The organism is Ruegeria sp. HKCCD8929, from assembly GCF_013031405.1.
Lineage (GTDB): Bacteria > Pseudomonadota > Alphaproteobacteria > Rhodobacterales > Rhodobacteraceae > Ruegeria.
This window is the reverse complement of the sequence record NZ_WPZY01000006.1, coordinates 78229-103914: the sequence shown is the minus strand read 5'-3', so window position 1 is coordinate 103914 and position 25686 is coordinate 78229. Positions and strand designations below refer to the sequence as shown.

Sequence of the window (25686 nt, the reverse complement as noted above, 5' to 3'; positions counted from 1 at the left end):
ATCCAAGCTAAAAGTTTGAAAATACGGAAAACCATCGCTACGATGATCCTCAACAAAATAAGGCCTGAGCAGAATTGGTGCCAAAATGCGAGCGGATCTTTTCCACCCCATTCGTCTAGTGTTTGCGGGAATCACCGCAGTTTTGTGCGTCACAAATGCGCAGGCAGAATCGGCGCATGGCATAGCTATGTATGGCCAGCCCGCCCTGCCACCGGATTTTGTGTCTCTGCCTTACGCCAACCCTGACGCGCCAAAAGGCGGACGGGTTGTGTTCGGCAACACGGGCGGCTTCGACAGCCTCAATCCCTTCGTGCAGAAAGGCACGGTTCCCTGGCAGTTGCGCTTTTGGCCGCATGAAAGCCTGATGGGCCGGTCCTGGGACGAACCCTTCACGCTTTATGGTCTGCTGGCCGAATCGGTCGAGACGGCAGAGGACCGCTCATGGGTCGAGTTCACCCTGCGGGAAGAGGCCCGATTCTCTGATGGCAGCCCGGTCACGGTCGACGATGTGATCTGGTCCTATGAGACGCTGGGGACGCAGGGCCATATCCGTTATCGCGGGCTCTGGTCCAAGATCGGCAGTATCGAACAGACCGGCCCGCGCAAAGTCCGCATCACCTTTTCTGAGGCCGATCGTGAGTTGGCGCTAATCGCCGGAATGCGCCCGATCTTAAAAAAGTCGCAGTGGGAGGGCAAGGATTTTGCCAATGCCCCGCTGCAGGACGTGCCGGTCGGCTCGGGGCCATACGTGGTCACCGATTACGAGGCGGGCCGGTTCGTCACCTTGACCCGCAACCCGGACTATTGGGGCGCCGATGTCCCGTTTCGCCGGGGCACGATGAATTTCGACGAGATGCGGATCGAGTTCTACGGCGACCAGACCGTGTTGTTCGAAGCGTTCAAGGCAGGCGAACTGACGGCAGTGCGTGAGTTCAACGCCGAGAAGTGGCAGAAGCAGTACGATTTTCCCGCCGCGACGCGCGGCGATGTGATCAGGACCGAGATTCCGCACGGCAAACCTTCGGGCATGACCGGGTTTGTCATGAACACCCGCAAGGCCCCGTTTGACGACTGGCACGTGCGCGAGGCGCTGATGCTGGCCTTCAACTTCGAGTTCATCAACGACACGGTCACTGGTGGGGCGCAACCCCGGATCACTTCGTACTACTCGGGCTCGGACCTGGCCATGCGCCCCGGCCCAGCCGAGGGCGCGGTGCGCGCGCTGCTTGAGCCGTTCTCGGATCAGCTTCTGCCGGGCGCGCTTGAGGGCTATGCCCTGCCCGAAGGCGATGGCTCGGCCCGCAACCGGAAGAACCTGCGCAAGGCGGCAAAGGTGTTGGCTGGTGCCGGCTGGACCATCCAGAACGACCACCTCACGAACGCAGATGGTCAGACGCTCAACGTGACCTTCCTGCTCCGCCAAGGCGATGCCGAGATGGAAACGGTGGTTGAGATCTATGCCCGCGCGTTGGAGCGTCTGGGTATTGGTGTCACCACCGACAAAGTCGATGACGCCCAGTATACGGGCCGAGTGAGCGAGCTGGATTTCGACCTGACCCCGTTCCGCCGCGCGTTATCGCTGTCTCCGGGCAACGAACAGCGGCTATATTGGGGCAGCGACGTGGCCGAAACACCGGGCACGCGCAATCTGATGGGCGTGGCCTCGCCCGCTGCCGATGCGATGATCGACGCCATGCTGGCCTCGGAGACGCCCGAAGAGTTTCAGGCCGCCACACGGGCGCTGGACCGGGTGCTGACCTCGGGCCGCTACGTGATCCCGATCTGGAGCTTCGATGTGGGCCGCATCGCCCATGCCAAGGAGCTGAAATTCCCCGACTACCTGCCGATCTATGGTGACGGGCCGCAATACATGCCCGATGTCTGGTGGTATCAGGATTGACGGCTACGTGATATTTCCATATTTCACGAAATATGGAAATAGAACTGCATGACAAACTCGGCGCCCTTGCGCACCCCAAGCGGCTGGATCTGTTCCGCTTACTGATGCGGCGCTATCCGGATTCGGTGCCCGCCGGGCACATCGCCGAGGCGCTGGCGCTGAAGCCCAACACGACCTCCACCTACCTCAACACGCTGAAACAGGCGGGGTTGATCGCGCAGACCCGCCTGGGCACCTCGCTGCACTACACCGCCAACCTGCCCGAGGTCCGTGACCTGTTTGGCGGGCTGTTGGGCGAGTGCTGCCAGAACCGCCCCGACCTTTGCCAGACCACGTCCGGAGACCCCGTTATGACTGCCAAGGACCGCACCCTGAACGCGCTATTCATCTGCACCGGCAATTCCGCCCGCTCGATCATGGCCGAGGCCATCCTGCGCAAGGAAGGCGCCGGATTGTTCAACGCCTATTCCGCCGGCACCGCGCCCTCGGCTGGCCCTCACCCGGAGGTGCTGGAGCTGCTGGCCTCCAAGGACCACGACATTTCCGAACTGAAATCGAAATCGGTGGATGCATTCTCGGGCGACGACGCGCCGAAAATGGATTTTGTCTTTACCGTCTGCGACCATGCCGCGAACGAGGAATGCCCGGCCTGGCCCGGCCAGCCGATGAGCGCCCATTGGGGCCTGCCGGACCCGGTCAAGGCGACAGGAACCGAGGCCCAGAAACACCTCGCCTTTCAGCAGGCCTATGGCCTTCTACGCAACCGCATCGCCGCCTTTGTCAGCCTGCCGTTCGAGACGCTCGACCGCATTTCGCTGCAGCACAAGGTGGATAACATCGGCCGGATTGCCGAGTGATCGGACCGAACAGCAAAAAACACATCAAGGGACACTGAAATGAACATCCTCGTTCTCTGCACCGGGAACTCGGCGCGGTCGATCCTGCTGGAATCGATCTTCAACCATGAGGGCGCAGGCCGCGTCCGAGCCTTTTCCGCAGGCTCCAACCCCACCGGCAAGGTGCATCCGCAATCGCTGAAGCTGCTGGCGGAGGAAGAGCACGACACCAGCGCGGCCCGGTCCAAAAGCTGGGATGAGTTCGCAGCCGAGGATGCGCCGGAAATGGACATGGTGATCACCGTCTGCGGCTCGGCCGCCGAAGAGACCTGCCCGGTCTGGCCCGGCACGCCGATGCGCGCCCATTGGGGCGTCGAAGACCCTGCGGCCGCTGCCGAATCCGAGTGGGAGGCCACCTTCCGCACCGCCCACGACATCCTGCACCGCCGCGCCAGCGCCCTGCTGGAGCTGCCCATCGAAACCATGCCGCCCGCCGAACTTGCGGCCCATCTCAAGCGCATCGGAGATCTTGCATGAGCCCCCGCAAATACTTCGCCGAGTTCCTCGGCACCGCCTTCCTGCTGATCGGGGTTGTGGGCTCGGGCATCATGGCCGACACGCTGTCGGACGGAAACGTCGCGCTGGCGCTTCTGGCCAACGCAATCGCCACCGGCTGCATGCTCTATGCGATCATCACCACGCTGGGCCCGGTCTCGGGCGCGCATTTCAACCCCGCCGTCACGCTGGCCTTCGCTCTGCGGGGCGAGCATGCGTGGTCAGCGGTGCCGCCTTACATGCTGTGCCAGATCGCAGGCGGCATCATCGGCGTCTGGGCTTCGCACTTCATGTTCGACCTGCCGATTCTGCAAAGCTCTACCACCATGCACCGCACCGGCGCCCATCAGTGGTTTTCCGAGATTATCGCCACACTTGGCCTGCTTTTCGTGATTTTCGGCGGAATTCGGCACAAACCGGACGCTGTACCACCTCTTGTAGGCCTCTATATCACCGGCGCCTACTGGTACACGTCCTCCACAAGTTTCGCGAATCCGGCGGTAACCATCGCAAGAGGCTTTACGGATACGTTCGCAGGCATTAACCCTGCTCATATCCTGATGTTCATCGCGATGCAGATTATCGCCGTGTTCATCGGGCACATCGTGTTGAACTGGCTGTTCACACATCAGGAATAACGGACCGACGACCACTCACTCACAGTCAGGTCCGCAAGCCCGTTGCGAAACACCCGCAACGGGCGATTCGACCCCCGAAAACTCATCTTTTGAGCCTGCGACATTATGTCCAGTCATCATGAAAGCGCCATATTTCTTAACCTAAGTTTGGAGGGGGAGCGTTTCCGAAGGCCACTCGAGGGAAAGCTCAGTGATAATGAACTGGTCAGATCTGACTCAGGATTGGTCCACGTCATACGCGCGGGCCAAGATGAGATTTCCGAATCTCCGCGACAGTGACATGCCCTTCGTCAAGCAGAACCGCCAGCGGTTCGAGGCTTATCTGGCCGAGCGCCATCACCTGACCGTCACCGAAGCCCGCGAAGAGCTTGAGGATTTTCTGTTCACTGAATCGCTCAGCCGCGAGTTGGACAGCTAAGCCCTTTACTTCACGTCAGAGACGTCACCCACAGGATCGTTGCGTCCTCGTCACTGACCGAGATGACGTTGTGGCCCATCGAGCCATCGTAATAAGCGCTGTCGCCCCGGCGCATTTCGACCGGCTCATAAAATTCCGTGAAAAGCCGAACCACCCCGGTCAGGACATACAGAAATTCCTCGCCATCATGGCGTACCCAGCCGTCGAACTCATCCATCGAACGGGCCCGCACCCGGGCCCGATACGGCAGCATCTGTTTTTTGGTCAGGGTTTCCGCCAGCAACTCATGTTCGTAGGTGGCGGTGGCGTGGGCGGTACCGGCACCCGATTTGGTCACCGACATGCGGCCGATGACCTGATCGCGCTGCGGCGGCGTGAAGAGCTGCGGCACCGAGATCTGCAGCCCGACCGCCAGCTTCTTCAGCGCATCGTAGGTGGGTGACATCTGCCCGTTTTCGATCTTGGACAATGTCGAGCGGGCCAGTCCCGCCTGTGTCGCGGCCTGTTCCAACGTCCAGTTGCGCGCCTTGCGCAGTTCGCGAACGCGCATACCCAGATCCAGCGGTTCAACTTCGGTCTCGGTCCCGTTGTTACGGGCGATATGGATCAGGGATTTCGCGTCGCTGTTATTCATGCACCTTTCTATAGGGCCGCAGGACCCCGCTTGCAACGCACTGGCCGCCGCGCTAGCCAAAGCGCATGCTGTCGATCTTTGACCAAGGCCCGCCGCCGCGCTGCCCCGCGCCATTCAACCTGGCCGCTCATGTGATGCGCCACGCCGCCGCGCTGCCCGACAAGGTGGCGCTGTCGGTGCTTAGCCCTGGCGGCTCGGACGATTGGAGCTATGCGCGGCTCGAAGCGGCCATCCGGGGCACCGCCACCGGTCTCCTTCAGGCAGGCTTGCTCACCGGAGACCTTGTGCTGATGCGGCTCGGGAATACGGTCGAGTTCCCCATCGCCTATCTGGGCGCGATCACCGCTGGGATCGTGCCCGTGCCGACCTCATCGCAGCTGACCGAACCTGAGACCGCCAAAATGATCGCCGATCTGGCCCCCGCTGCCATCCTGCGCGACCCTGCGGTGGCCTGTGCCGATCACCCGCGCCAGATCGGGCTGGAGGAGCTGCACGCAATGCGGGCGCTGCCACCCGCCGACTACAACATGGGTGATCCGGACCGGATGGGATATGTGGTCTATACGTCCGGCACGTCGGGCAAGCCGCGCGCCGTGGCCCACGCCCATCGCGCGATCTGGGCGCGGCAGATGATGGTAGATGGCTGGTACGGGCTGACCGAACAGGACCGGCTGTGCCATGCGGGCGCGTTCAACTGGACCTACACGCTGGGCACCGGGCTGATGGACCCCTGGACCATCGGCGCCACCGCCCTGATCCCCGAACCCGGTACCGATATCGCCGCCCTGCCCGACCTGCTGCGCCAACACCGCGCCACGATTTTCGCAGCCGCTCCGGGGGTTTACCGCAAGATGTTGCAGGATCATGAACGGCTGGACTTGCCCGACCTGCGCCACGGGCTCTGCGCCGGAGAAAAGCTCTCACGCCACCTGCACGAGGCCTGGACCGCAGGCACCGGAACCGAGCTGTACGAGGCCTATGGCATGTCGGAATGCTCGACCTTCATATCGTCGAGCCCCGCGCATCCGGCGCGCGGCGAGGCGCTGGGACAGCCGCAACCGGGCCGCAAGGTGGCCATTCTCGGCCCTGATGGCCCGGTCCCGCAGGGTGCCGAGGGCACCATCGCCATCCACCGCAACGATCCCGGGCTGATGCTCACCTATCTCAACGCGCCCGACGAGGCCGAGGCACGGATGCAAGGCGACTGGTTCCTGACCGGCGATCAGGGCGCGATGGCAGTCGACGGGCAGATCACCTATCTGGGCCGCGATGACGACATGATGAACGCGGGCGGCTACCGCGTCTCGCCTGTCGAGGTCGAGGCTGTGCTGGCCCGTTATCCCGGCGTCACGCAGGTGGGCACGGCGGCGATTGAGGTGAAACAGGACACTCAGATCATCGCCGCCTTTTACACCGGACCGGAAAAACTGGACGAGGCCGCGCTGCGGACCTATGTGGAGGCCAACCTGGCGCGTTACAAACAGCCGCGCGCCTTCATCCACCTGCCCGCGCTTCCCATGGGCGGCAACGGAAAACTCCTGCGCCGGGCCCTGCCGGCCTGTTTCAAGGCACTGTCCGAATGACCCATTCCGTCAAACTCGATATCCTGTCCGACCCGATCTGCCCCTGGTGCTATATCGGCAAGACCCATCTGGACAAGGCGCTGGCGGCGGTGCCAAACCATCCCTTCGTCATTGAATGGCATCCGTTTCAGCTGAACCCGGATATGGCCGCCGAGGGCATGGACCGGCGTGAGTATCTCGAACGCAAGTTCGGCGGCAAGGACGGCGCGGTGAAGGCTTATGCACCGGTGGTCGAGCATGCCGAAAACGCTGGCCTGAGCATCGACTTCGAAGGCATGAAGCGCACGCCCAACACGCTGGACGCCCACCGGCTGATCCATTGGGCCGGGATCGAAAGCAAGCAGGACGAAGCCGTCGACGCCCTGTTCCAAGCCTATTTCGTCGAGGCGCGCGATATCGGCGATCACGAGGTTCTGGCCGATATCGCCGACGGCATCGGCATGGACGCTGCCGTGGTGCTGAAACTGCTCAAATCCGATGCCGACCGCGAGGACATCCGCAACCGCGATGCCCATTCCCGGCAGATGGGCGTGAACTCGGTCCCCACCTATATCGTCGCCAATCAGCACGCTGTTCCGGGCGCGCAACCGCCGGAGCTTTGGCAAAAGGTGATTGGCGAAATCATGTCTCATGTCGAGACTTCATCTGCAGATTAGCACAGAGTTCTGTGCGGAAATTCCGTCTGGCCCCACCCTTCTGTGCGTGATAGCGCGAGCGGGTAAGGAGACCCCAATGGCAAACCGCATGTCCAAGGGCGAATTCATTGCGCTCATCGCAATGATGTTCGCCACGATTGCCTTTTCGATCGACTCGATGCTGCCTGCGCTGCCCGAGATTGGCGCGCAGCTTAGCCCCGATGACGTGAACCGGGCACAGCTGATTCTGACGTCGTTCGTGCTGGGCATGGGGATTGGCACCTTCTTCACCGGACCGTTGTCGGACGCCTTCGGGCGCAAGCCGGTTATCTATGCGGGCGCGAGCCTTTATATCCTGGCCTCGGCCGTGGCCTGGGCCAGTTCCTCACTGGAACTGGTATTGGCAGCGCGGATCGCTCAGGGTCTGGGCGCGGCGGGTCCGCGCGTGGTGGCGATGGCCATCGTGCGCGACCTTTATGCGGGGCGGGAAATGGCGCGGATCATCTCGATTGCGATGATGATTTTCACCCTCGTTCCCGCCGCGGCTCCAATGCTGGGGGCGGGTGTGATCGCTTTTGCGGGATGGCGGGCTATCTTCGTCTCGTTCATGCTGTTCTCTCTGATCTCGGTCATTTGGATGGGCCTGCGCCTGCCCGAATCCCTTGCGCGCGAAAACCGGCGCCCGATCCGGCTGCCGCTGATGCTGGGCGCGGTGCATGAGATGTTCAGCCATCCCACCGTGCGCCTGTCGATCATGGTGCAGACGCTCTGCATGGGCACGCTGTTCACCATGCTGACCATGGTGCAGCCGGTCTATGACGTGATCTACGACCGAGCCGGCAGTTTTCCGTTCTGGTTCGGTTTCGTGGCGCTGATATCGGGTTCCGCCAGCCTGCTGAATGCTGCCGTCGTCGTGCGCGTGGGCATGCGCCGGATGGTAACATGGACGTTGGGCGCGCAGATCCTGATCACCTCGACCGTGATCACGCTCAACGGGCTGGAGCTGTCGGCGGCTGCGTCCTTTGCCGTGTTCGTGGCCTGGCAGACCTCGATCTTTTTCATGGCGGGCACCACGCTAGGCAACCTCAACGCCATGGCGATGGAACCGATGGGCCATATCGCCGGCATGGCCGCCTCGGTCATCGGCGCGATCTCGACCGTGCTGGCTGCTGCCATCGCAGCCCCCGTCGGGTTGCTCTTCGACGGCTCGCTGACGCCTTTGACGTCGGGCGTGCTGACCATGTGCGTGCTGGCTTTTGCGCTGATGCTGCATATGGGCCGGATTGAGGCGCGCTTGCCCGCCTGACCTGTCCCGGCGGCCCGGAATCGCCTACTCTCCCGCGAGAGGGGAGAGATTCCATGGGCGATTACTACGATCTCGGCAGCCATACCTGCCCCGTCACCACCCGGTCCGATACCGCGCAGATGTGGTTCGACCGCGGCCTGATCTGGACCTATGGCTACAACCATGACGAAGCAGTGCGCTGTTTTGAACGGGCGCTGGAACACGATCCCGGCTGCGCCATGGCCCATTGGGGCATCGCTTATGCGATGGGCCCCAATTACAACATGCCATGGGCGCTGTTCGATGCCTCGGGCCGCGCCAAGGCGCTGGCCCGGGCCTATGACGCCACGCAAGAGGCGCTGGCGTTGGTCGAGTTCTGCACTCCGGTGGAACAGGCCCTGATCCGTGCCCTACCTGCCCGCTACCCGCAGCGTGATCTGGCCGAAGGCATGCACGCCTGGGACTATGACTTCGCCGACGCCATGCGCGCCGCCTTTGCCGAGCAGCCCCGGCATCTGGATCTGCGCAGCGTCTATGCCGAAAGCCTGCTGAATCTGACACCGTGGAAGATGTGGGATCTGGCTGCGGGCAAACCAGCCGAGGGCGCAGCCACGCTTGAGACGCAGGAAGTGCTTGAAACCGCAATGCAAAACGACCCAGCGGCCATGTCGCATCCGGGCCTGCTGCATCTCTATGTCCACCTGATGGAGATGTCGCCCACCCCCGAAAAGGCACTGAAAGCGGGGGATGTGCTGCGCACTTTGGTGGCTGATGCCGGGCATCTGGTGCATATGCCGACCCATATCGACGTGCTGTGTGGTCAATACCAGAACGTGGTGCACTGGAACCAGAAAGCCATCGAGGCGGATCTGAAATATTACGAGCGCGAGGGCGCGTTCAACATCTATACCGGCTACCGCCAACACGATTATCACTTCGTCATCTATGGCGCGCTGTTTCTGGGTCAGATGGAACCGGCCCTGCACGCCAATCAGGGCATCTGGGACACCACGCCCGAGGACATGCTGCGCATCGAAAGCCCACCCATGGCCGATTTCTTCGAAAGCTACATGGCGATGGGCCCGCATATCCTGATCCGCTTCGGACGCTGGGACGAGGCGATGGCGCTGGAATTGCCCGAGGACCCCGACCTCTACCGCACGGTTACCGCCACGACGCACTATGCCCGTGCCATCGGATTTGCCGCGACAGGACGGGTGGAGGAGGCCGAAGCTGAAGAGCAGCACTTTCTCGCCGCCAAGGAGCGCGTGCCCGACACACGGCTGCTGCATAACAACCGGGTGGTCGACCTGCTGGCCATCGGCCAGGAAATGCTGCGAGGCGAAATCGAGTACCGCAAGGGCAACTACGACACCGCCTTTGCCCATCTGCGCCGCTCTGTCGAACTGGACGACACGCTGCCTTATGACGAGCCCTGGGGCTGGATGCAGCCCGCCCGTCACGCGCTGGGGGCGTTACTCTTCGAACAGGGTCACGTGGCCGAGGCCGAAGCGGTCTATCGCGAGGATCTGGGCCTTGGCGGTCAGCTCGGCCGCGCCACGGTTCACCCGGATAATGTCTGGTCTCTCAAAGGCTTGCACGATTGCCTGAAGGCCCGCAATGATACGGTCGAAATCGTCCAGATCAAACAGCGGCTGGATCTTGCACTGGCCCGGGCCGACCGCGCCGTCGGTGCCTCATGCTTCTGCGCTCAGGCCGCGATGAAGGCTGCTGAATGAGACTTATTGCCTTACTGGCCCTCACCTTCGCCGCCCTGCCCGCGCAGGCAGAACGCCTCTCCCTGAGGCCGGTGGATCAGGGCGACCGCGACCCGTCACTGGTGGAGTTCCGCAGGGGGCTTCTCGCGGGCGTCGCCGCGCGGGATATCGACGCAGTTGTTGCCGCCGCCTGCCCCGATATCTACCTGAGCCATGGTGGCGATGGCGGCCCGGACGAGTTGCGCCACAACCTGACCCTGCCTCCTGAAACGCTGGCCGATGAATTCCGCGATCAGGCCGACGAGATGCGCGACGCCTACTGGACCGCCCTGCAAGATACCCTGTCGGCCCCGGGCTATTTCGACGATCAGGGCGAGTTCTGGATGCCGTTCCAATGGCAAATCCGCCTGCCCGCCTCGGTCGATCCCTTCACCGCCTATTTTGTGACCGGCACCCGTGTGACCCTGCGCGCCGACCCCAGTGCCGATGCCCGAATTCTGGACTTGATCAGCCATGAGGTGGTGCTGATCGACGCGTATAACCCGGATGCCGAATACCAGAAAGTCAAGCTGACCGATGGCACCAACGGCTACATGCATCGCGACTTTCTTTGGTCGATGGTGGGCTATCGCGCCGCTCTGGCCAAATCGCCGGACGGTAAGTGGCAGCTTTGCACCTTTGTCACCGGCGACTAGGGGAATTCGTAGAAATGCGGCGCGCCATTTGGCGGGCCGTCAAAGAAGATCAGAACGCCCTCGTCGCCCATCGGCAGAATGCCTTCGGCCTTCCAATCTTCGTCCGGCAAATCCAACGTCATGACTGCCTCGGCGGTCAGTTGTCCTGGTGTCCAGCGATGAACTGAAAACTCTCCAACCCGATGCGGGCTGGGTTGGTCGCAAATGGCTTTGTTGCCTGCTCCCACACCCGAATCTCCGATCAAAAGGATCATCTCGTCACCCACAGCTTCCATCCCGCGAATTCCGCGCCCCGGCGGCCCATCAACGGCCACATGATGCAACTGCGCACCCGAAAAATCACCGTTTTCCAGCGCATCCAAAGTGAACTCGGCAACCAGAACGCTTGCGCTGCTCTCGCTGGTAAATGGTGCCCTGAAACCGACTAATATGGTTGAACCTCGCGCTGCAATCCCTTCTATATTCAAGCCATTTTTCTGAAGAGGTTGATCGAACGATTGCTCCAGTGTCTCAAACTGCTCGAACAATGGCTCCAGAGACTGAGGCCGATCTGTCAGCGGTTGCCGAGTGCCGATCAGATCTCCTGTTACCTCGCCCCAGAAAATCCTTAGGCTGCGATCCGGCGATTTGCAGCTTTTGCGACCGCGCGAGTGTGAGCCCACGGCGATAAGAGTGTTGCCCGTCGCCGTCAGACCTTCGAGATCGAAATCCCTGAGTTCCCTTTTGGGCTTGTCCTTGGTCTCGGCCAGATAGAGCCGCTGCCCGATGGTGATGCGGTCATTCTCCAGCGCGAAGACCTGCGCAAATCTTCCTTCGTCGGCCACGGCAAAGCACGGCCCGGTCTCCATGCACACCGCACCGCTGACATTGACCGAAGCGCCCAGAACAACCTCGCCGTCTTTCTCATCATACTCTTCGAAAATCCCGATTGTTTTCAGCGCAGTGGGCGGCTCTGCGAAGACGGAAAAGGAGACCAATAATAGGCTTACAAGCAATACGCGCATTAGAATTTCCTTCGATCCATTGAGCGAGGGATTTGCCAATCATAGCATGATCTCGGGTCTGGCGCACCGCCGCGCCAAGACGAGGCCCGCGGCGCGCGGGCTCAATTTCGTCAAAACCGACATGCGGCTACGCCGTTTTGGACGCCTTTCGCTCGGCCAGCACTTTTTCCGCCAGATCGCGGGCGATGGCGAAAGCGCCCTTGATCTTGTCGCTGTCCTTTTTCCAGTCGCGGCGCACAACGATCTTGTTGTCCTTGACCTTCGCAAGCCCACGCTGGTTCTGGATGAACTCGACCAACCCTTGCGGCGAGGCAAACTTGTCATTGTGAAACTGAATGGTCGCGCCCTTCGGCCCGCCATCCAGCTTTGCAATGCCCGCCCGCTTGCACATGGCTTTGATGCGCACGACCAGCATCAGGGTGTTCACCTCTTTCGGCAAAGTGCCAAACCGGTCAATAAGTTCGGCGGCAAATCCTTCCAACTCGACCTTGGTTGAAAGCGAGGACAGACGGCGATAGAGCCCCAGACGCACATCCAGATCGGGCACGTAATCCTCGGGGATCAGGACCGGCACACCCAGATTGATCTGCGGCGCCCATTGGTCGTCGGCATCGCTCAGCCCCTCCATCTCACCGGCTTTAATTTTGGCAATCGCCTCTTCCAGCATCGACTGATAAAGCTCATAACCCACATCGCGCATCTGGCCTGACTGTTCTTCGCCCAACAGGTTACCTGCGCCGCGAATATCAAGATCCTGCGACGCCAACGTGAACCCCGCCCCCAGCGTATCAAGCGAGCCCAGCACCCGCAGACGTTTCTCGGCAGCGGGCGTCAGGCGCGCGCGGGGCTTGGTGGTCAGATAGGCATAGGCACGGGTTTTCGAGCGCCCAACCCGACCCCGGATCTGATAGAGCTGCGCCAGCCCGAACATATCCGCCCGATGCACCACCATCGTGTTCGCCGTCGGAATATCCAGCCCGCTTTCCACAATCGTCGTGGCCAGCAGCACGTCGTACCTGCCGTCATAAAAGGCGTTCATGCGGTCATCGAGCTCACCCGCCGCCATCTGGCCATGGGCGACGACGTAAGTCAGCTCCGGCAGCTGATCTTTCAGGAATTCCTCGATCTCGGGCAGGTCCGAGATACGTGGCACCACGTAAAAACTCTGCCCGCCCCGGTAGTGTTCACGCAGCAGTGCCTCGCGGATGGTGACGGTGTCGAACTCGCTGACATAGGTACGGATCGCCAGCCGGTCGATGGGTGGAGTGCCGATGATCGACAGGTCCCGCACCCCGGTCAGGCTGAGTTGAAGGGTGCGCGGAATGGGAGTCGCGGTAAGCGTCAGGACATGCACGTCCGAGCGCAGCTGTTTCAGCCGTTCCTTGTGGGACACGCCGAAATGCTGTTCCTCGTCGATGATCAAAAGGCCCAGATTATTGAACCGTATTCCCTTGGCAAGCAGCGCATGGGTGCCAATCACAATGTCAATCGTTCCGCGCGCGAGCCCGTCGCGGGTCTGCTGGGCTTCCTTGCCCGAGACAAAGCGGCTGAGCTGGCGAACCTCCAGCGGAAATCCCCGGAAACGGTCCTTGAATGAGGCGGCGTGTTGGCGGGCCAGCAGCGTGGTGGGTGCGACGATTGCCACCTGCACGCCGGACATGGCGGCGACAAAAGCGGCCCGCATTGCCACCTCGGTCTTGCCGAACCCGACATCGCCGCAGATCAGCCGGTCCATCGGCGCACCCGAATGCATATCCTCCATCACCTCGGCAATAGCGCGCAGCTGGTCGTCGGTCTCCTGATAGGGGAAGCGGGCGCTGAACTCCTCCCACGCATGCGGCGGCGGGTCCATGATCGGTGCCTTGCGCAAGGCACGCTCGGCGGCGATGCGGATGAGCCGGTCGGCCATCTCGCGAATGCGCTCTTTCAATTTGGCCTTCTTGGCCTGCCATGCGCCCCCGCCGAGACGGTCCAGAAGTCCTTCGTCATGGCCGTATTTCGACAACAGCTCGATATTCTCGACCGGCAGGTAGAGCTTTGCGTTCTCTGCATATTCCAGCAGCAAGCATTCGTGCGCAGCGCCGGCGGCGGTCACCACCTCCATGCCCTGATAGCGCCCGATGCCGTGATCCACATGCACCACCAGATCGCCGGGGCTGAGCGATTGGGTCTCGGTCAGGAAATTCTCGGCCTTGCGGCGCTTCTTGGGCTGACGGATCAGCCGATCGCCCAGCACGTCCTGTTCCGAGATCACCGTCACCTCCGGCGCCTCGAACCCGTGTTCCAACGCCCAGACCGCCAGATGCAGGCCGCGCTTGCCGATGCGGGTGCCGTCGCTGATCGGGATCGCCTCGGCCAGTCCCTCATCCTCAATGAGGCCGGTCAGACGCTCGCGCGCACCTTCAGAGTAAGAGGCGATCAGCACCGGCCCCTTGTCGAGACGGTCCTTAACATGATCCGCCAAAGCGCCAAAAAGGCTGATGTTTTCCTGTTGGCGTTCGGGGGAGAAATTGCGTCCGATCCGCCCGCCAGCATCGATGACACCGGGCCCCGAGGCCTGCGGCAACGGGTTGAACCGCAGCACCCGCCGGTCGGCCACCGCCTGTTCCCAGGCCGCATCGTCGAGATAGAGCAGCCCCGGCGGCGTCGGCTTGTAGACCGTATCCATGCGCGAACGGTTTTCCAACGCCAGCCGCCGTGTCTCGTATTGATCGGCAATGCTCTCCCACCGTGCCAACCGGGCGGGCGTCACTTGATCGTCCAGCGTGATCGTCGCATCGGGCAGATAGTCGAACAGGGTCTCAAGCTTTTCGTGGAAGAACGGCAGCCAGTGCTCGATCCCCTGATGCTTGCGCCCGGCACTCACAGCCTCATAAAGCGGATCGTCTGTACCTGCCGCGCCGAACTCGATGCGGTAGTTCTGGCGGAACCGGGTGATGGCCGCGTCATCCAGAATGACCTCGGAGACCGGCGCCAGTTCGACCACCTCCAACTTCTCGGTGGTGCGCTGCGAAACCGGATCGAACCGCCGCGCGCCGTCCAGCACATCACCGAACAGGTCCAGCCGCACCGGGCCGCTTTCGCCGGGCGGGTAGATGTCGATGATGCCGCCCCGGACCGCATAGTCGCCGGGCTCCATCACTGTCGGGCTCTGACTGAAACCCATGCGCACCAGAAAGGCGCGCAGCGCTTCTTCGTCGATGCGGTGATCGACACGCGCGGTAAAGGCCGCCTCGCGCAGCACCTCGCGCGCTGGCACCCGTTGGGTCGCCGCATTGAGCGTGGTCAGCAGCACGAAGCGCTGTGGCATCTGGTGCACCAGTGCCGCCAGCGTCGCCACCCGCGCCGCCGAGATATCGGCATTGGGCGACACTCGGTCATACGGCAGACAATCCCAGCCCGGAAACACGAAGACCGGCATATCGGGGGCGAAAAAGGAAAGCGCCGCCCGCATCGCCTCCATCCGCTTGTCATCGCGGGCGACATGGGCCACCGGACCGCCCGAGCGGGCGATCTCGTTCAGGATCAGCTGTGCGTCAAACCCCTCGGGGGCGCCACCGACCGTTACGTGGTTTGCAGCCGTCATCACCATGCCCTCAGTTCAATCCTAGCCGAGCGGACCAATCACCAGATTCTGGTACATCCCCCAAAGCGACGTCACAAAGATCGACACCATGCCGATCAATTGCGTGTAGACCCGGCAGCGCAGCAGCAGTTTTGCGATCGGATCAAGCTCCGCATCCGCTGCCCGGAGTTTGCGGGCCAGAGACAGATTCAACAGCCCCACAATGGACATCGGAAACGCAAGAAGAAACACCGCCTGGGCAAACTCGATACCGTAGTAGAACCCCAGCATCGCAAGCCCCGAAAGCAGAAAACAGGAAATCGCCAGCAACCACGTTCCCGACACCTCGACGATATAGAGCAGCCGGTTGGTGTTGATGCGCACGATATCCAACAGATCGGCCTCGGCCTGTCCGCCGACCCTGCGGGCGCGCTGGATCATGTCGTAAGGAACCCCGAGCACCCAGTGACTGGCCGACGACCAGACCACGGCCAGAGCGATCCAATACCAGAGGTTGGAAAAGCTCCGCATGTCGATCAGTTCGAAAATCGAGGAATACCAGTCCAAGCACCCTGCCCCTGTGTCTTACGGTCTCTTTTGCGTTCTACCCATCGCGCGCGGCTATTGGTACCCTTGAGGCCGAACGCAATCCATGCCACCCAATGCGCGAATGTGCAAGGAGAGCGCGCCATGAAACCGACCATCGCCCCCTATCCCAAGGCCCGCTTTCGCCGCGCCCGGCAGTCAGGGGCGATCCGGGCGCTTGTGCGGGAAAACGAGCTGAGCGTGAACGACCTGATCTGGCCCATCTTCGTGCGTGATGGCGAGGGGATCGAGGAACCCGTGCCATCGATGCCCGGGGTGGTGCGCCGGTCGGTTGACCTCATCGCCAAGGCAGCCGTTGAGGCGCAGGCGCTCGGCATCCCGGCGATCTGTATCTTTCCCTATATCGACGCCAGTTTGAAAACCGAGGATTGCGCCGAGGCCTGGAACCCCGAGAACCTCTCCAACCGTGCCATCCGCGCGATCAAGGAAGCGGCACCGGATATCGCGGTGATGACCGACGTGGCGCTCGATCCCTACAACATCAACGGCCATGACGGCTATGTCGTGGATGGAGAGATCGTCAACGACGCCACCGTCGAGGCTCTGGTGAAGATGACGCTGGCCCAGGCCGAGGCCGGGGCGGATATCATCGGGCCCAGCGACATGATGGACGGACGTATCGGCGCCATGCGGCAAGCGCTGGAGGCCGCCGGGCACCACAACGTGATGATCCTCAGCTACGCCGCCAAATATGCCAGCGCCTTTTATGGGCCGTTCCGCGATGCGGTTGGGGCCTCGGGCGCGCTGACGGGCGACAAGAAGACCTATCAGATGGACCCGGCCAACACGAACGAGGCCCTTCGCCTGATCGAACGCGACCTGACCGAGGGTGCCGATATGGTGATGATCAAGCCGGGGATGCCCTATCTCGACATCTGCCTCCGGGCCAAAGACACGTTCGGTGCGCCGACCTATGCCTATCAGGTCTCGGGCGAATACGCGATGATCCAAGCGGCGGCGCAGAATGGTTGGATCGACGGTGAAAAAGTGATGCTGGAGAGCCTGATGGCCTTCAGGCGTGCGGGCTGCGACGGGGTGCTCACATATTTTGCGCCCGCAGTGGCGCGAATCCTGCAGGGCTGAGCCCTCAAATCCTCGCGAGTTTCCGCTGATATCTGACTGAAAAGAGGCAGCTTCCCCGTGACAGGCCGCCGCATTCGGCGTATTCTTGCAACCAAGACCGGGCAAATCCGGCACAATCAGGCACATATACAGAGAAAAGATACATGAGCAGTTCCCAAACACCCCGACTGACCCGTCGCGGCTTTGCCTTGGGCATGGCCGGGCTGAGCTTTACAGCCGCCTGCGGCAACGGCGTCGGCAACTCCAACGCAGCCACCATCGACGCCCGTGTCGATGCGACGCTGAATGAGATGTATTCCAAATATCCCAACACGATCGAGATCGCCGAGAAAGCCTCGGGCATGCTGGTCATGCCGCTGGTCACCGAGGCAGGGTTCGTGTTCGGCGGCAGCTATGGCCGTGGCGCCCTGCGCATCAACGGCGTGACCGTGGACTACTACTCGGCCGTCAGCGGCAGCGCAGGTCTGCAGATCGGCGCGCAGCAATACGCGCATGTGTTGTTTTTCATGACGCAGGACGCACTGAACAACTTCCGCCGCTCCAGCGGCTGGACCGCAGGCGCGGATCTGGAATACGTGGTCAGCGATCAGGGCGACTCGTTGACAGCCGATACCAACACGCTGCGATCACCGGTTCTGGCCGCTGTGTTCGGACGCGCCGGACTGCGCGTCGGCGCCACGCTGGAAGGCATCAAGTACACGCGCATCATCCCCTGAAGATCCTCGGGCGGTCGCTACACCGCGCCGCCCCCTTCCTCTTGCCCCAAATATCCCCGCCGGAGGCACGGCGCCGTAGGCGCGGTTCAAGCGCCTTGCGCAAAGATCACGCCACGGTGCCTCTTTCGCATCCCGACTGCTTCAACTAAATTGCGCACATCTTTCAGCCATAAGAACAAAACGGGGCGTTGATGGGTCTTCTTTTTCGCTGGCTAATGCGCATTGCCGTCGGCCTCGTGATGCTTGTTGTTGCGGGTGTGCTGCTGGTCTATTTCCTCGCCAGCCAGTCGCTGCCCGACTACAATCAGCGGGTCGAAGTTCGCGGCCTCACTACTCCGGTCGAAATCGTGCGCGACAATGCCAACGTCCCCCATATCTTCGGCGAAAGTGACCCGGACGTATTCTTTGGTCTGGGCTATGCCCATGCGCAGGACCGGCTATGGCAGATGAACATGCTGCGCCGCACCGTGCAGGGCCGCCTGTCCGAGATCTTTGGTGAGCGCACCGTGCGGATCGACAAGCTGCTGCGGCGGCTCGACCTCTATCGCCTTGCCCTGCAATCGGTCGAGGTGCAGGACGACTACACCAAGGCCGCGCTCAAGGCCTACGCCGCCGGCGTCAATGCCCGGCTTGCCGAGATCAACGAAAAGGCACTGGGTCGCGGCGCGCCCGAGATGTTCCTGTTCAACACTCCCGTCGCGCCCTGGCAACCCGGCGACAGTCTGGCCATCATCAAACTGATGGGTTTGCAACTGTCGGGCCATCTTGAGGAAGAGGTTCTGCGCGCCCGAACCTCGCTGATGCTCGACGATCCGGAACGGCTGATGGACATCCTGCCCGATGTGCCCGGCGCGGGCACCGCCGCGCTGCCGGAATATGCCGTGCTGTTCCCGGACCTGCCGCGCTATGCCGCCAGCCAGCCGAGGCCCGACACGCCCCTCTCGCCCCTTCCCCGGCGCGGACTGGCCGGGGCTTCGAACGCCTGGAGCGCTGCGCCCTCGCGCTCGGCCAGTGGCGGTACGCTCTTGGCCAACGACCCGCATCTGGGCTTTACCGCCCCGGCAATCTGGTATCTGGCACGGCTGGAGTTGGCCAAGGGTGGCGTCATCGGCGGCTCGATCCCCGGTGTGCCCGCCATCATGGTCGGGCGCAGCGACCGGCTGGGCTGGGGCCTGACCTCATCTTACATGGACGATCAGGACCTCTATATCGAGCGGCTCAACCCTGAAAACCCCGAGGAATACCTGACCCCGGACGGCTACAAGCGGTTCGAAACCCGCCCTTCGATCATTGAGATCAACGACGCCCCGCCGATCACTCTGACCCTACGCTGGACCGAGAACGGGCCGGTGCTGCCCGGCAGTCACTACAGCCTCGACACCATCACCCCACCGGGCCATGTGGTCGCGCTGTCCTGGACCATGCTCAGCCCGCGCGACACCTCGATGACCGCGTCGATGGCGCTGATGAGGGCCGATGACGTGCGCAGCGCGATCCGGGCCGCCGAGGACTACATCGGACCATCGCAAAACCTGTCGTTGGCCGACCGCGAGACCATCGCGATGAAAACCATCGGCGCCATGCCCAAACGCGATCCCCGGCATCAGAGCAAGGGACGCCTGCCCAGTCAGGGCTGGCGGGCCGAGAACCGATGGCAAGGTCGCGCGTCTTATGCGGCCAACCCGGCCTTCGTCTCTCCGGTTGGTGGGTTGTTGGGAAATACCAACAACAAGACCGTCGACCGTCCTTTCCCCAACCATGTCTCATACGCCTGGGGCGACACCCAGCGGGTGCAGCGGTGGGAGAAACTGATGCAGTCGCGCGAGGTGCATACCCGCGACAGTTTCATCGAGGCGCAGCTCGACCCGGTGAGTTTCACCGCCCGCTCGCTGCTGCCGCTGATCGGCGCGGATCTGTGGTTCACCGGCGAGGCCGCGCCCGAGGGCACGCCCGAGCGCCAGCGTCAGATCGCACTAAGCCTGTTGGCCGAGTGGAACGGCGAGATGAACGAACATCTGCCCGAACCGCTACTCTACGCCGCCTGGTTGCGCGCCCTGCAAAAGCGGCTGATCGCGGATGAGTTGGGGCCGCTGGCCAGCGAATTCAAACATGTCGAGCCTTTGTTCATCGAGCGGGTCTATCGCGACATCGACGGCGCCTCGGTCTGGTGCGACGTGCGTCAGAGCGCGCCTGCCGAGACCTGCACCGACATGGCCCGGCTGGCGCTGGACGACGCGCTGATCTGGATCGCCGAGCGTTACGGCACCGCGCTGGAATCGCTGCGCTGGGGGGATGCACATCAGGCGACCCACGATCACCCGGTTCTGGGCGAGGTGCCGGTGCTGCGCTTTTTCGTGAACATCCGCCAGTCGACAAGCGGCGGCGACAACACCCTGCTGCGCGGCCGCACCTCTGGTGAGGCCCCGGACCCGTTCCAGAACGTGCACGGCGCAGGCTATCGTGGGGTGTATGATTTCGCCGACCCGGACAGTTCACTGTTCATCACGTCGACCGGTCAATCGGGGCATTTTCTGTCGCGCTACTATGACGATATGGCCCAGCTCTGGCGGCGCGGCGAGTACATCCCGATGTCGCTGGACATGGAACTGGCCCGGGCGGCGGCGGTCGGCGTTACACAACTCGTTCCCCGCTAGACCTCACTCCTCCGACACACCTCGCGCGACGCGCGTGTTACCGCGCACGCGCCGCGCGATTGTGGACGCTGCGCCCCGATGTGGCATATTCTTGGCATGTGCCGACACACCGCACGGAGGGGGCCTCATGGCCAGCGATCAAGACATTCTGCACAATCTGGCCCGCGACTATGCCTTGGCCTGGTGTTCCGGCAACCCGCAAGAGGTTGCCGGTTTTTACACCCGCGACGGCCAGATTGCCGTCAATCACGGTGAGGCGCAGACCGGCCACGCCGCGGTTGCCGAACTTGCGCGCGACCTTCATGCCACCTTTCCCGATCTCGACATGAGCTGTGACATGATGCGCAAGGCCGGAGATCATGCGATCTTTGTCTGGACCTTCGAGGGTCACCACAGCGAAACCAAAAATCACGTGGTCATGCGGGGGTGGGAAGAGTGGGAACTGGGCCCCGACTACAAGGTGCTGTCATCCCGGATCTGGTTCGACCCGGCGGAGTATCAGCGCCAGATTGACCGGCCCGCAGGTTAAAGCGCCGCGAATTTCGCCTCTTGCCTTGCGGTCCACAGAACGGTGATTTCGAACCCTTGCTCGGTCTGCTCTTCGCTCTTCACAACATCCTGACGGAACAGCCACGCGCGGCGGCGGCCGTCGGAAAACCCGAGTTGCAGCACGCTCTGGTGCCGCACGCCCTGCAATTTCTCGGCAATCGCCGCCAATAGCGCGTCCAGGCCTTCGCCCGTCACTGCCGAAATTGCATGGATCGCCGGATCGCGCCCGGCGCGGGCGTCGATGGCGGCGCGCTCGTCACTGTCAAGTTGGTCGATCTTGTTCCAGACCTCAAGCCGGGCGCGATCCTCATCGACCCCCAGCGAAGTGAGGATCGTCTCAACATCCTGCGCCTGTGCCTCGGTTTCCTCATGGCTGATATCACGCACATGTACGATCAGATCGGCGCCCAGAACCTCTTCCAGCGTGGCGCGGAACGCGGCCACCAATTCGGTCGGCAGGTTCGAGATGAAGCCCACCGTGTCGGACAGAATTACTTTGGGGCCGTCCGGTAGCTCCACCCGCCGCATGGTCGGATCGAGCGTGGCAAAGAGCATGTCCTTGGCCATCACCTCGGCTCCGGTCAGCCGATTGAACAAGGTCGATTTGCCAGCGTTCGTATAGCCCACCAGCGCCACGATCGGATAAGGCACCTTTGCACGCGCCTTGCGGTGCAGCTCGCGCGTCTTGATCACCTTCTGCAACTGACGGCGCAGGCGGACGAGTTGGTCATCGATGGCGCGGCGGTCGGCCTCGATCTGGGTTTCGCCCGGACCGCCGACAAACCCCAACCCGCCGCGCTGACGTTCCAGATGGGTCCAGGCGCGGACAAGCCTCGTGCGCTGATAACTCAGCGCGGCCATCTCGACCTGCAACACACCCTCGCGGGTGCGGGCACGGTCCGAGAAGATCTCGAGGATCAACCCGGTTCGGTCGAGAATCTTGACCTTCCACGCCTTTTCCAGATTGCGCTGCTGCACCGGGGTCACCGGCCCGTCGATCAGCACCAGTTCGACATCGGCTTCGCGGAACCGCGCGCCCAATTCCTCGATCTTGCCGCTGCCGAACAAAAGTCCCGGCTGCGCCCGTTGCAAGCGCACAATTTCCGACCCAGTCACCTCAAGATCGGGTAGCGCCGCAGCCAATGCCACGGCTTCTTCGAGCGCCGGTCCGGGAACGCGGCGCTCGTCATCTGATCTTATCTCGGGATGCAGCACCCAGGCCCGGGTGCGCACCCTGTCATGTTCCATCAAGTGGCGTCTTCGCCCTCATATAGGCTGATCGGCTGAGCCGGCATGATGGTCGAGATCGCGTGCTTATACACCAGCTGCGACTGTCCGTCGCGGCGCAGGAGCACACAGAAATTGTCGAACCAGGTGATCACACCTTGCAACTTCACGCCGTTGATCAGGAAAATCGTTACCGGAACCTTAGTCTTCCGTACATGATTCAGGAACGCGTCCTGAAGATTCTGTCTGTCCGAAGCCATATTGTTATAATCTCGCCGTTGTTCTTGCTACGCGCTGCGGACCAACGCGCTCCCTCCGGTGGAGTATGGAGTGGCGCGAACGGATATGCCAGACGAAAAAAGCGTTACGCTGACGCTACGTTAACCAGAGTGGGTCAACCGCGCCACAGGGTCGGAGTGATCAGCGCGATGATGGCAAGCGTTTCCAGCCGACCGATCACCATTGCCGCACACAACACCGCCTTCGCCCCGCCATCCAGATCGGTCAACCGGATAGAAAGATCGGTTGCACTGTCAATGAGCGGACCGGTGGTGGTGAGCGTCGCGATGCTGAGAACCAGCGCCTGTTCAAAGCCCGAACCGAGCGCGGCGAGGGTCACGCTGATGGCGGCCAGCGACAAGGCAAAGAGCATGAAGAACACCCAGGCAATAAACGCCCCGTCACGCTGGATGCGGCGGTTGCCAACGCCCTGACCGCTGATCGACGAGGGGTGGATCAGCCGCTCCATCTCGCGCAGGCCATTGAGGTAGAGCGCAAAGACCCGCAACAGCTTAACCCCCCCAGCGGTGGTCGCCACGCCGCCTCCAATCACCGCCAATCCCATCAGGATCAGACCCGGCGTGCCCAGCCCAGACCATTGCCGCGCCTCGCCCCAATTGGCGCTTTCGAACCCGGTGGTGGTCAGAAAGGACAGAACCGTAAAGATACCGCCCCAAAGCGAGCGCAGCCCCTGCTCAGCCGTCACATCCGACCCGACATCCAGCGCAGCACCCCAGTTGCGCAAAAGCAGCATCAGCGGCAGGGCGAAAACGATCATCAGGCCGATGCGAAACTCGGGGTCCCGGTCGAGCCGCGCATAGCCGCTGGTGACCGTGTCCGAGGAGAAGGTCAGGCGCGAGAGCGCAAAGAACAGGAACAGGAACAAGATCGCCTCGCCGGTGGCCCCGGCGGTCGACCCCTCCATTCCTCCCACCGGAGAGATGCCCGAGGTCGCCATCACCGACATCGCGTGGCAGATGGCGGTCAGGCCCTGCTCACCCGCCATCAGCAGGAGTATCCAGATCACCCCGGTCAGAGCCGCATAGATCGGGGCCAGAGTGCGGGTGATGCGCAAAAGCCGTCCGCGCGGGTCGGCTTTTTCACTCTGCGCGGCGCCCGAGACCGCCCGGCCCGGCTCGCCCTTCGCGGTCACTTCGAACCCGCCCAGCGATAGCGGCGCCAGAATCGCCGAGGCTGCAATCCACATCAGCAGACCGCCCATCCAGCCCACCTGCGCGCGCCACAGATGCAGCGGCGCCGACAGGCGCTCGGGGTCCGGGAACATGTCGGCGCCGGTGGTGGTGATGGCGCTGACCATGTCAAAATAGGCGTTGAGAAAACTGGTGGTTCCCAGCGCATCGTGAAACGGGATCGCCAGAAAGGCCGGCAAGACCGAATAGGCTGCCATCAGCGCCGCCAGTTGCCCCAATGTGCCGCGTTTCGGAAACCGGTTCTGCATCGCCAGCGCGATCATGGTGACGATGGTCAGCCCGACGATGCCGGAATAGAAGAACGACCGCGAGGTCGCATGATCGTCCAGCGCCAGCGCATAGCCCGCAGGCACCCACATAACGATGGACGCGATCCCCCAGAGCAGCAGAAACAGCGGCAGGCGCCGCAACGGTCCGATCTGCTGTCCAGCCTGCCGCGCCATCAGAAGAAGTCGATCGAAACCTGCATGAGCCGCTCGACCTCGGGCACGTCATCGGCCATGGCAAAGATCGCCACCACGTCCTTTTCCTCGATCCGCAAGCTGCCCGTTGGGCGCAGCACCTCATCGCCCTTGCGCACGGCACCGACCAGTACGCCTTCGGGAAAATCGATGTCGCGCAGTTTCTGCCCGGCCATCGGCGAGGTCGACAGTACCTCGGCCTCGATCACCTCGGCCTCGGCATCGCCGATGGAGTAGACCTGCCGAACCCGCCCGTGACGGATATGGCGCAGGATCGAGCTGACGGTGGTGGCGCGCGGGTTGATATAGGCGTCGATGCCCAGCGGCCCCATCAGCGGTACCATGGTGGGATCGTTGATCAGGGCAATGGCCAGCGGACAGCCCTCGGATTTGGCGCGCACGGCGGCGAGCATGTTGGTCTTGTCGTCATCGGTCACCGCCAGCATCGCATCCGCGCGGTCGATCCCGGCCTCGTTCAGCAGCGAGGAATCCAGCCCGTCGCCGTTCAGCACGATGGTCCGCTCCAGCGCCTCGGCAGCGCGTTCGGCACAGCGCCGGTCCCGTTCGATGATCTTGGCGCGAATACGCCCTTCTCGCTCTTCCAGCGTCTTTGCGACCTCAAGCCCCACATTACCGCCGCCCACGACGACCACGCGGTCCTGCTTTTTCTGGGTTTTGCCGAAGACCTCCATCGTGCGGTCCACATCTTCGACATTGGCAAAGACATAGCATTCGTCGCCGACAAACAGCTGATCCCCCGGCTCGGGCGCAAACAGCGTCCCCTCGCGCCGGACTCCCACCACGATGGAGCTGAGGGTCGAGAACAGATCGGTGAGCTGCCGCAGGGGCGTGTTCACGATCGGGCAATCCTCCTGCACGCGGATACCCAGCAGCTGCGCCCGGCCTTCCATGAACACTTCGGTGTCAAAGGCGGCAGGCGCCGACAGGCGGCGCATGGCGGCGGCGGCAACCTCGCGCTCGGGGCTGATCACTACGTCGATGGGCAGGTGGTCGCGGCGGTAGAGGTCGGAATGGATCGCTTCCAGGTAGGATTTTGCGCGCAGCCGCGCGATCTTGCGCTGGATCGAGAACACCGAATGCGCCATCTGACAGGTGACCATGTTCACCTCGTCAGAATGGGTGGCGGCGATGATCATGTCCGCGTCGTTTGCACCGGCCCGTTCCAGCACGTCCGGGTAGCTGGCAAAACCCGCGATCCCCTGCACGTCCAGCGTCTCGGTCGCGCGCCGGACCAGGTCCGGGTTGTTGTCCACCACCGTCACATCGTTCAACTCGCCCGACAGGTGCCGCGCGATCTGCCAACCCACCTGCCCGGCGCCGCAAATGATGACCTTCATGCCTCTGGCCTTTCTGCCCTGAGGGTTTTGAATGACAGATGCCCCCCAGCCGGTCAATTCAATTGTCAACCGGACA

General features: G+C 62.5%; 22 protein-coding genes. 14 read left to right on the top strand and 8 right to left on the bottom strand.

Annotation, left to right across the window (positions count from 1 at the left end; all coding sequences use genetic code 11):
* The first annotated feature begins 85 nt into the window (after positions 1-85).
* The 5 genes from GOX53_RS11495 (at position 86) to GOX53_RS11475 (ending at position 4347) form a co-directional block, all read left to right on the top strand.
* Positions 86-1900, top strand: coding sequence for an extracellular solute-binding protein (locus GOX53_RS11495; RefSeq protein ID WP_171176408.1), 1815 nt, complete (start codon positions 86-88; stop codon positions 1898-1900).
* Positions 1901-1932: 32 nt separating this feature from the next.
* Positions 1933-2757 carry a helix-turn-helix domain-containing protein gene (locus GOX53_RS11490; protein WP_171176406.1) on the top strand — a complete coding sequence of 275 codons (825 nt, stop codon included), beginning with the start codon at positions 1933-1935 and terminating at the stop codon, positions 2755-2757.
* 39 nt (positions 2758-2796) lie between these two features.
* Entirely contained in the window at positions 2797-3273 is a 477-nt protein-coding gene (locus GOX53_RS11485) for an arsenate reductase ArsC (protein WP_171176404.1), read from the top strand.
* Positions 3270-3929, top strand: coding sequence for an MIP/aquaporin family protein (locus GOX53_RS11480; RefSeq protein WP_171176401.1), 660 nt, complete (start codon positions 3270-3272; stop codon positions 3927-3929). The genes GOX53_RS11485 and GOX53_RS11480 overlap by 4 nt, the downstream gene beginning before the upstream one ends.
* A 196-nt stretch (positions 3930-4125) precedes the next feature.
* A complete protein-coding gene (locus GOX53_RS11475; protein WP_217351753.1) occupies positions 4126-4347 on the top strand; it encodes a hypothetical protein in 222 nt (73 codons plus the stop codon).
* A gap of 10 nt (positions 4348-4357) precedes the next feature.
* On the opposite strand, the gene GOX53_RS11470 is transcribed toward GOX53_RS11475, so the two are convergent.
* Positions 4358-4981 carry a helix-turn-helix domain-containing protein gene (locus GOX53_RS11470; RefSeq protein ID WP_171176399.1) on the bottom strand — a complete coding sequence of 208 codons (624 nt, stop codon included), beginning with the start codon at positions 4979-4981 and terminating at the stop codon, positions 4358-4360.
* A 65-nt stretch (positions 4982-5046) separates the two neighbouring features.
* Between GOX53_RS11470 and GOX53_RS11465 the strand changes: the two genes are divergently transcribed.
* From GOX53_RS11465 to GOX53_RS11445, 5 genes are all read left to right on the top strand, one after another.
* Complete coding sequence (locus GOX53_RS11465; RefSeq protein ID WP_171176397.1) at positions 5047-6564, top strand: class I adenylate-forming enzyme family protein; 1518 nt, start codon at positions 5047-5049, stop codon at positions 6562-6564.
* Positions 6561-7220 (top strand): DsbA family oxidoreductase, encoded by a 660-nt coding sequence (locus tag GOX53_RS11460; RefSeq protein WP_171176395.1) that lies wholly within the window; start codon positions 6561-6563, stop codon positions 7218-7220. Before GOX53_RS11465 ends, GOX53_RS11460 begins: the two co-directional genes overlap by 4 nt.
* Before the next feature lie 76 nt (positions 7221-7296).
* A complete protein-coding gene (locus tag GOX53_RS11455) occupies positions 7297-8505 on the top strand; it encodes a multidrug effflux MFS transporter (protein WP_171176393.1) in 1209 nt (402 codons plus the stop codon).
* Positions 8506-8558: 53 nt separating this feature from the next.
* Entirely contained in the window at positions 8559-10223 is a 1665-nt protein-coding gene (locus GOX53_RS11450) for a tetratricopeptide repeat protein (RefSeq protein WP_171176391.1), read from the top strand.
* The gene (locus tag GOX53_RS11445) at positions 10220-10897 is read left to right on the top strand and encodes an SH3 domain-containing protein (protein ID WP_171176389.1); all 678 of its coding nucleotides are present in this window, start codon (positions 10220-10222) and stop codon (positions 10895-10897) included. The genes GOX53_RS11450 and GOX53_RS11445 overlap by 4 nt, the downstream gene beginning before the upstream one ends.
* On the opposite strand, the gene GOX53_RS11440 is transcribed toward GOX53_RS11445, so the two are convergent.
* The 3 genes from GOX53_RS11440 to GOX53_RS11430 all read right to left on the bottom strand — a co-directional run bounded on the left by GOX53_RS11440 (position 10894) and on the right by GOX53_RS11430 (position 16033).
* Positions 10894-11901 (bottom strand): DUF3616 domain-containing protein, encoded by a 1008-nt coding sequence (locus GOX53_RS11440; RefSeq protein WP_171176387.1) that lies wholly within the window; start codon positions 11899-11901, stop codon positions 10894-10896. The two genes, GOX53_RS11445 and GOX53_RS11440, sit on opposite strands and share 4 nt — an antisense overlap.
* Positions 11902-12028: 127 nt before the next feature.
* The gene (mfd, locus tag GOX53_RS11435) at positions 12029-15487 is read right to left on the bottom strand and encodes a transcription-repair coupling factor (RefSeq protein ID WP_171176385.1); all 3459 of its coding nucleotides are present in this window, start codon (positions 15485-15487) and stop codon (positions 12029-12031) included.
* A gap of 21 nt (positions 15488-15508) precedes the next feature.
* The gene (locus GOX53_RS11430; RefSeq protein WP_171176384.1) at positions 15509-16033 is read right to left on the bottom strand and encodes a component of SufBCD complex; all 525 of its coding nucleotides are present in this window, start codon (positions 16031-16033) and stop codon (positions 15509-15511) included.
* Positions 16034-16156: 123 nt separating this feature from the next.
* On the opposite strand from GOX53_RS11430, the gene hemB reads away from it, so the two are divergent.
* The 4 genes from hemB (at position 16157) to GOX53_RS11410 (ending at position 21054) form a co-directional block, all read left to right on the top strand.
* Complete coding sequence (gene hemB / locus GOX53_RS11425; protein ID WP_171176382.1) at positions 16157-17155, top strand: porphobilinogen synthase; 999 nt, start codon at positions 16157-16159, stop codon at positions 17153-17155.
* A gap of 143 nt (positions 17156-17298) precedes the next feature.
* Entirely contained in the window at positions 17299-17871 is a 573-nt protein-coding gene (locus GOX53_RS11420; RefSeq protein ID WP_171176380.1) for a YSC84-related protein, read from the top strand.
* A 191-nt stretch (positions 17872-18062) separates the two neighbouring features.
* Positions 18063-20525, top strand: coding sequence for a penicillin acylase family protein (locus tag GOX53_RS11415; RefSeq protein ID WP_171176378.1), 2463 nt, complete (start codon positions 18063-18065; stop codon positions 20523-20525).
* 127 nt (positions 20526-20652) lie between these two features.
* Positions 20653-21054, top strand: coding sequence for a nuclear transport factor 2 family protein (locus GOX53_RS11410; protein ID WP_171176376.1), 402 nt, complete (start codon positions 20653-20655; stop codon positions 21052-21054).
* Here GOX53_RS11410 and hflX read toward each other — a convergent pair.
* The 4 genes from hflX to trkA form a co-directional block, all read right to left on the bottom strand.
* Positions 21051-22322, bottom strand: coding sequence for a GTPase HflX (gene hflX, locus GOX53_RS11405; protein ID WP_171176374.1), 1272 nt, complete (start codon positions 22320-22322; stop codon positions 21051-21053). The two genes, GOX53_RS11410 and hflX, sit on opposite strands and share 4 nt — an antisense overlap.
* Positions 22322-22561 (bottom strand): RNA chaperone Hfq, encoded by a 240-nt coding sequence (gene hfq, locus GOX53_RS11400; protein ID WP_027260655.1) that lies wholly within the window; start codon positions 22559-22561, stop codon positions 22322-22324. Before hfq ends, hflX begins: the two co-directional genes overlap by 1 nt.
* Positions 22562-22695: 134 nt before the next feature.
* A complete protein-coding gene (locus GOX53_RS11395) occupies positions 22696-24234 on the bottom strand; it encodes a TrkH family potassium uptake protein (protein ID WP_171176372.1) in 1539 nt (512 codons plus the stop codon).
* Positions 24234-25610, bottom strand: coding sequence for a Trk system potassium transporter TrkA (gene trkA, locus GOX53_RS11390; protein ID WP_171176370.1), 1377 nt, complete (start codon positions 25608-25610; stop codon positions 24234-24236). The genes GOX53_RS11395 and trkA overlap by 1 nt, the downstream gene beginning before the upstream one ends.
* Between the last annotated feature and the right edge of the window lie 76 nt (positions 25611-25686).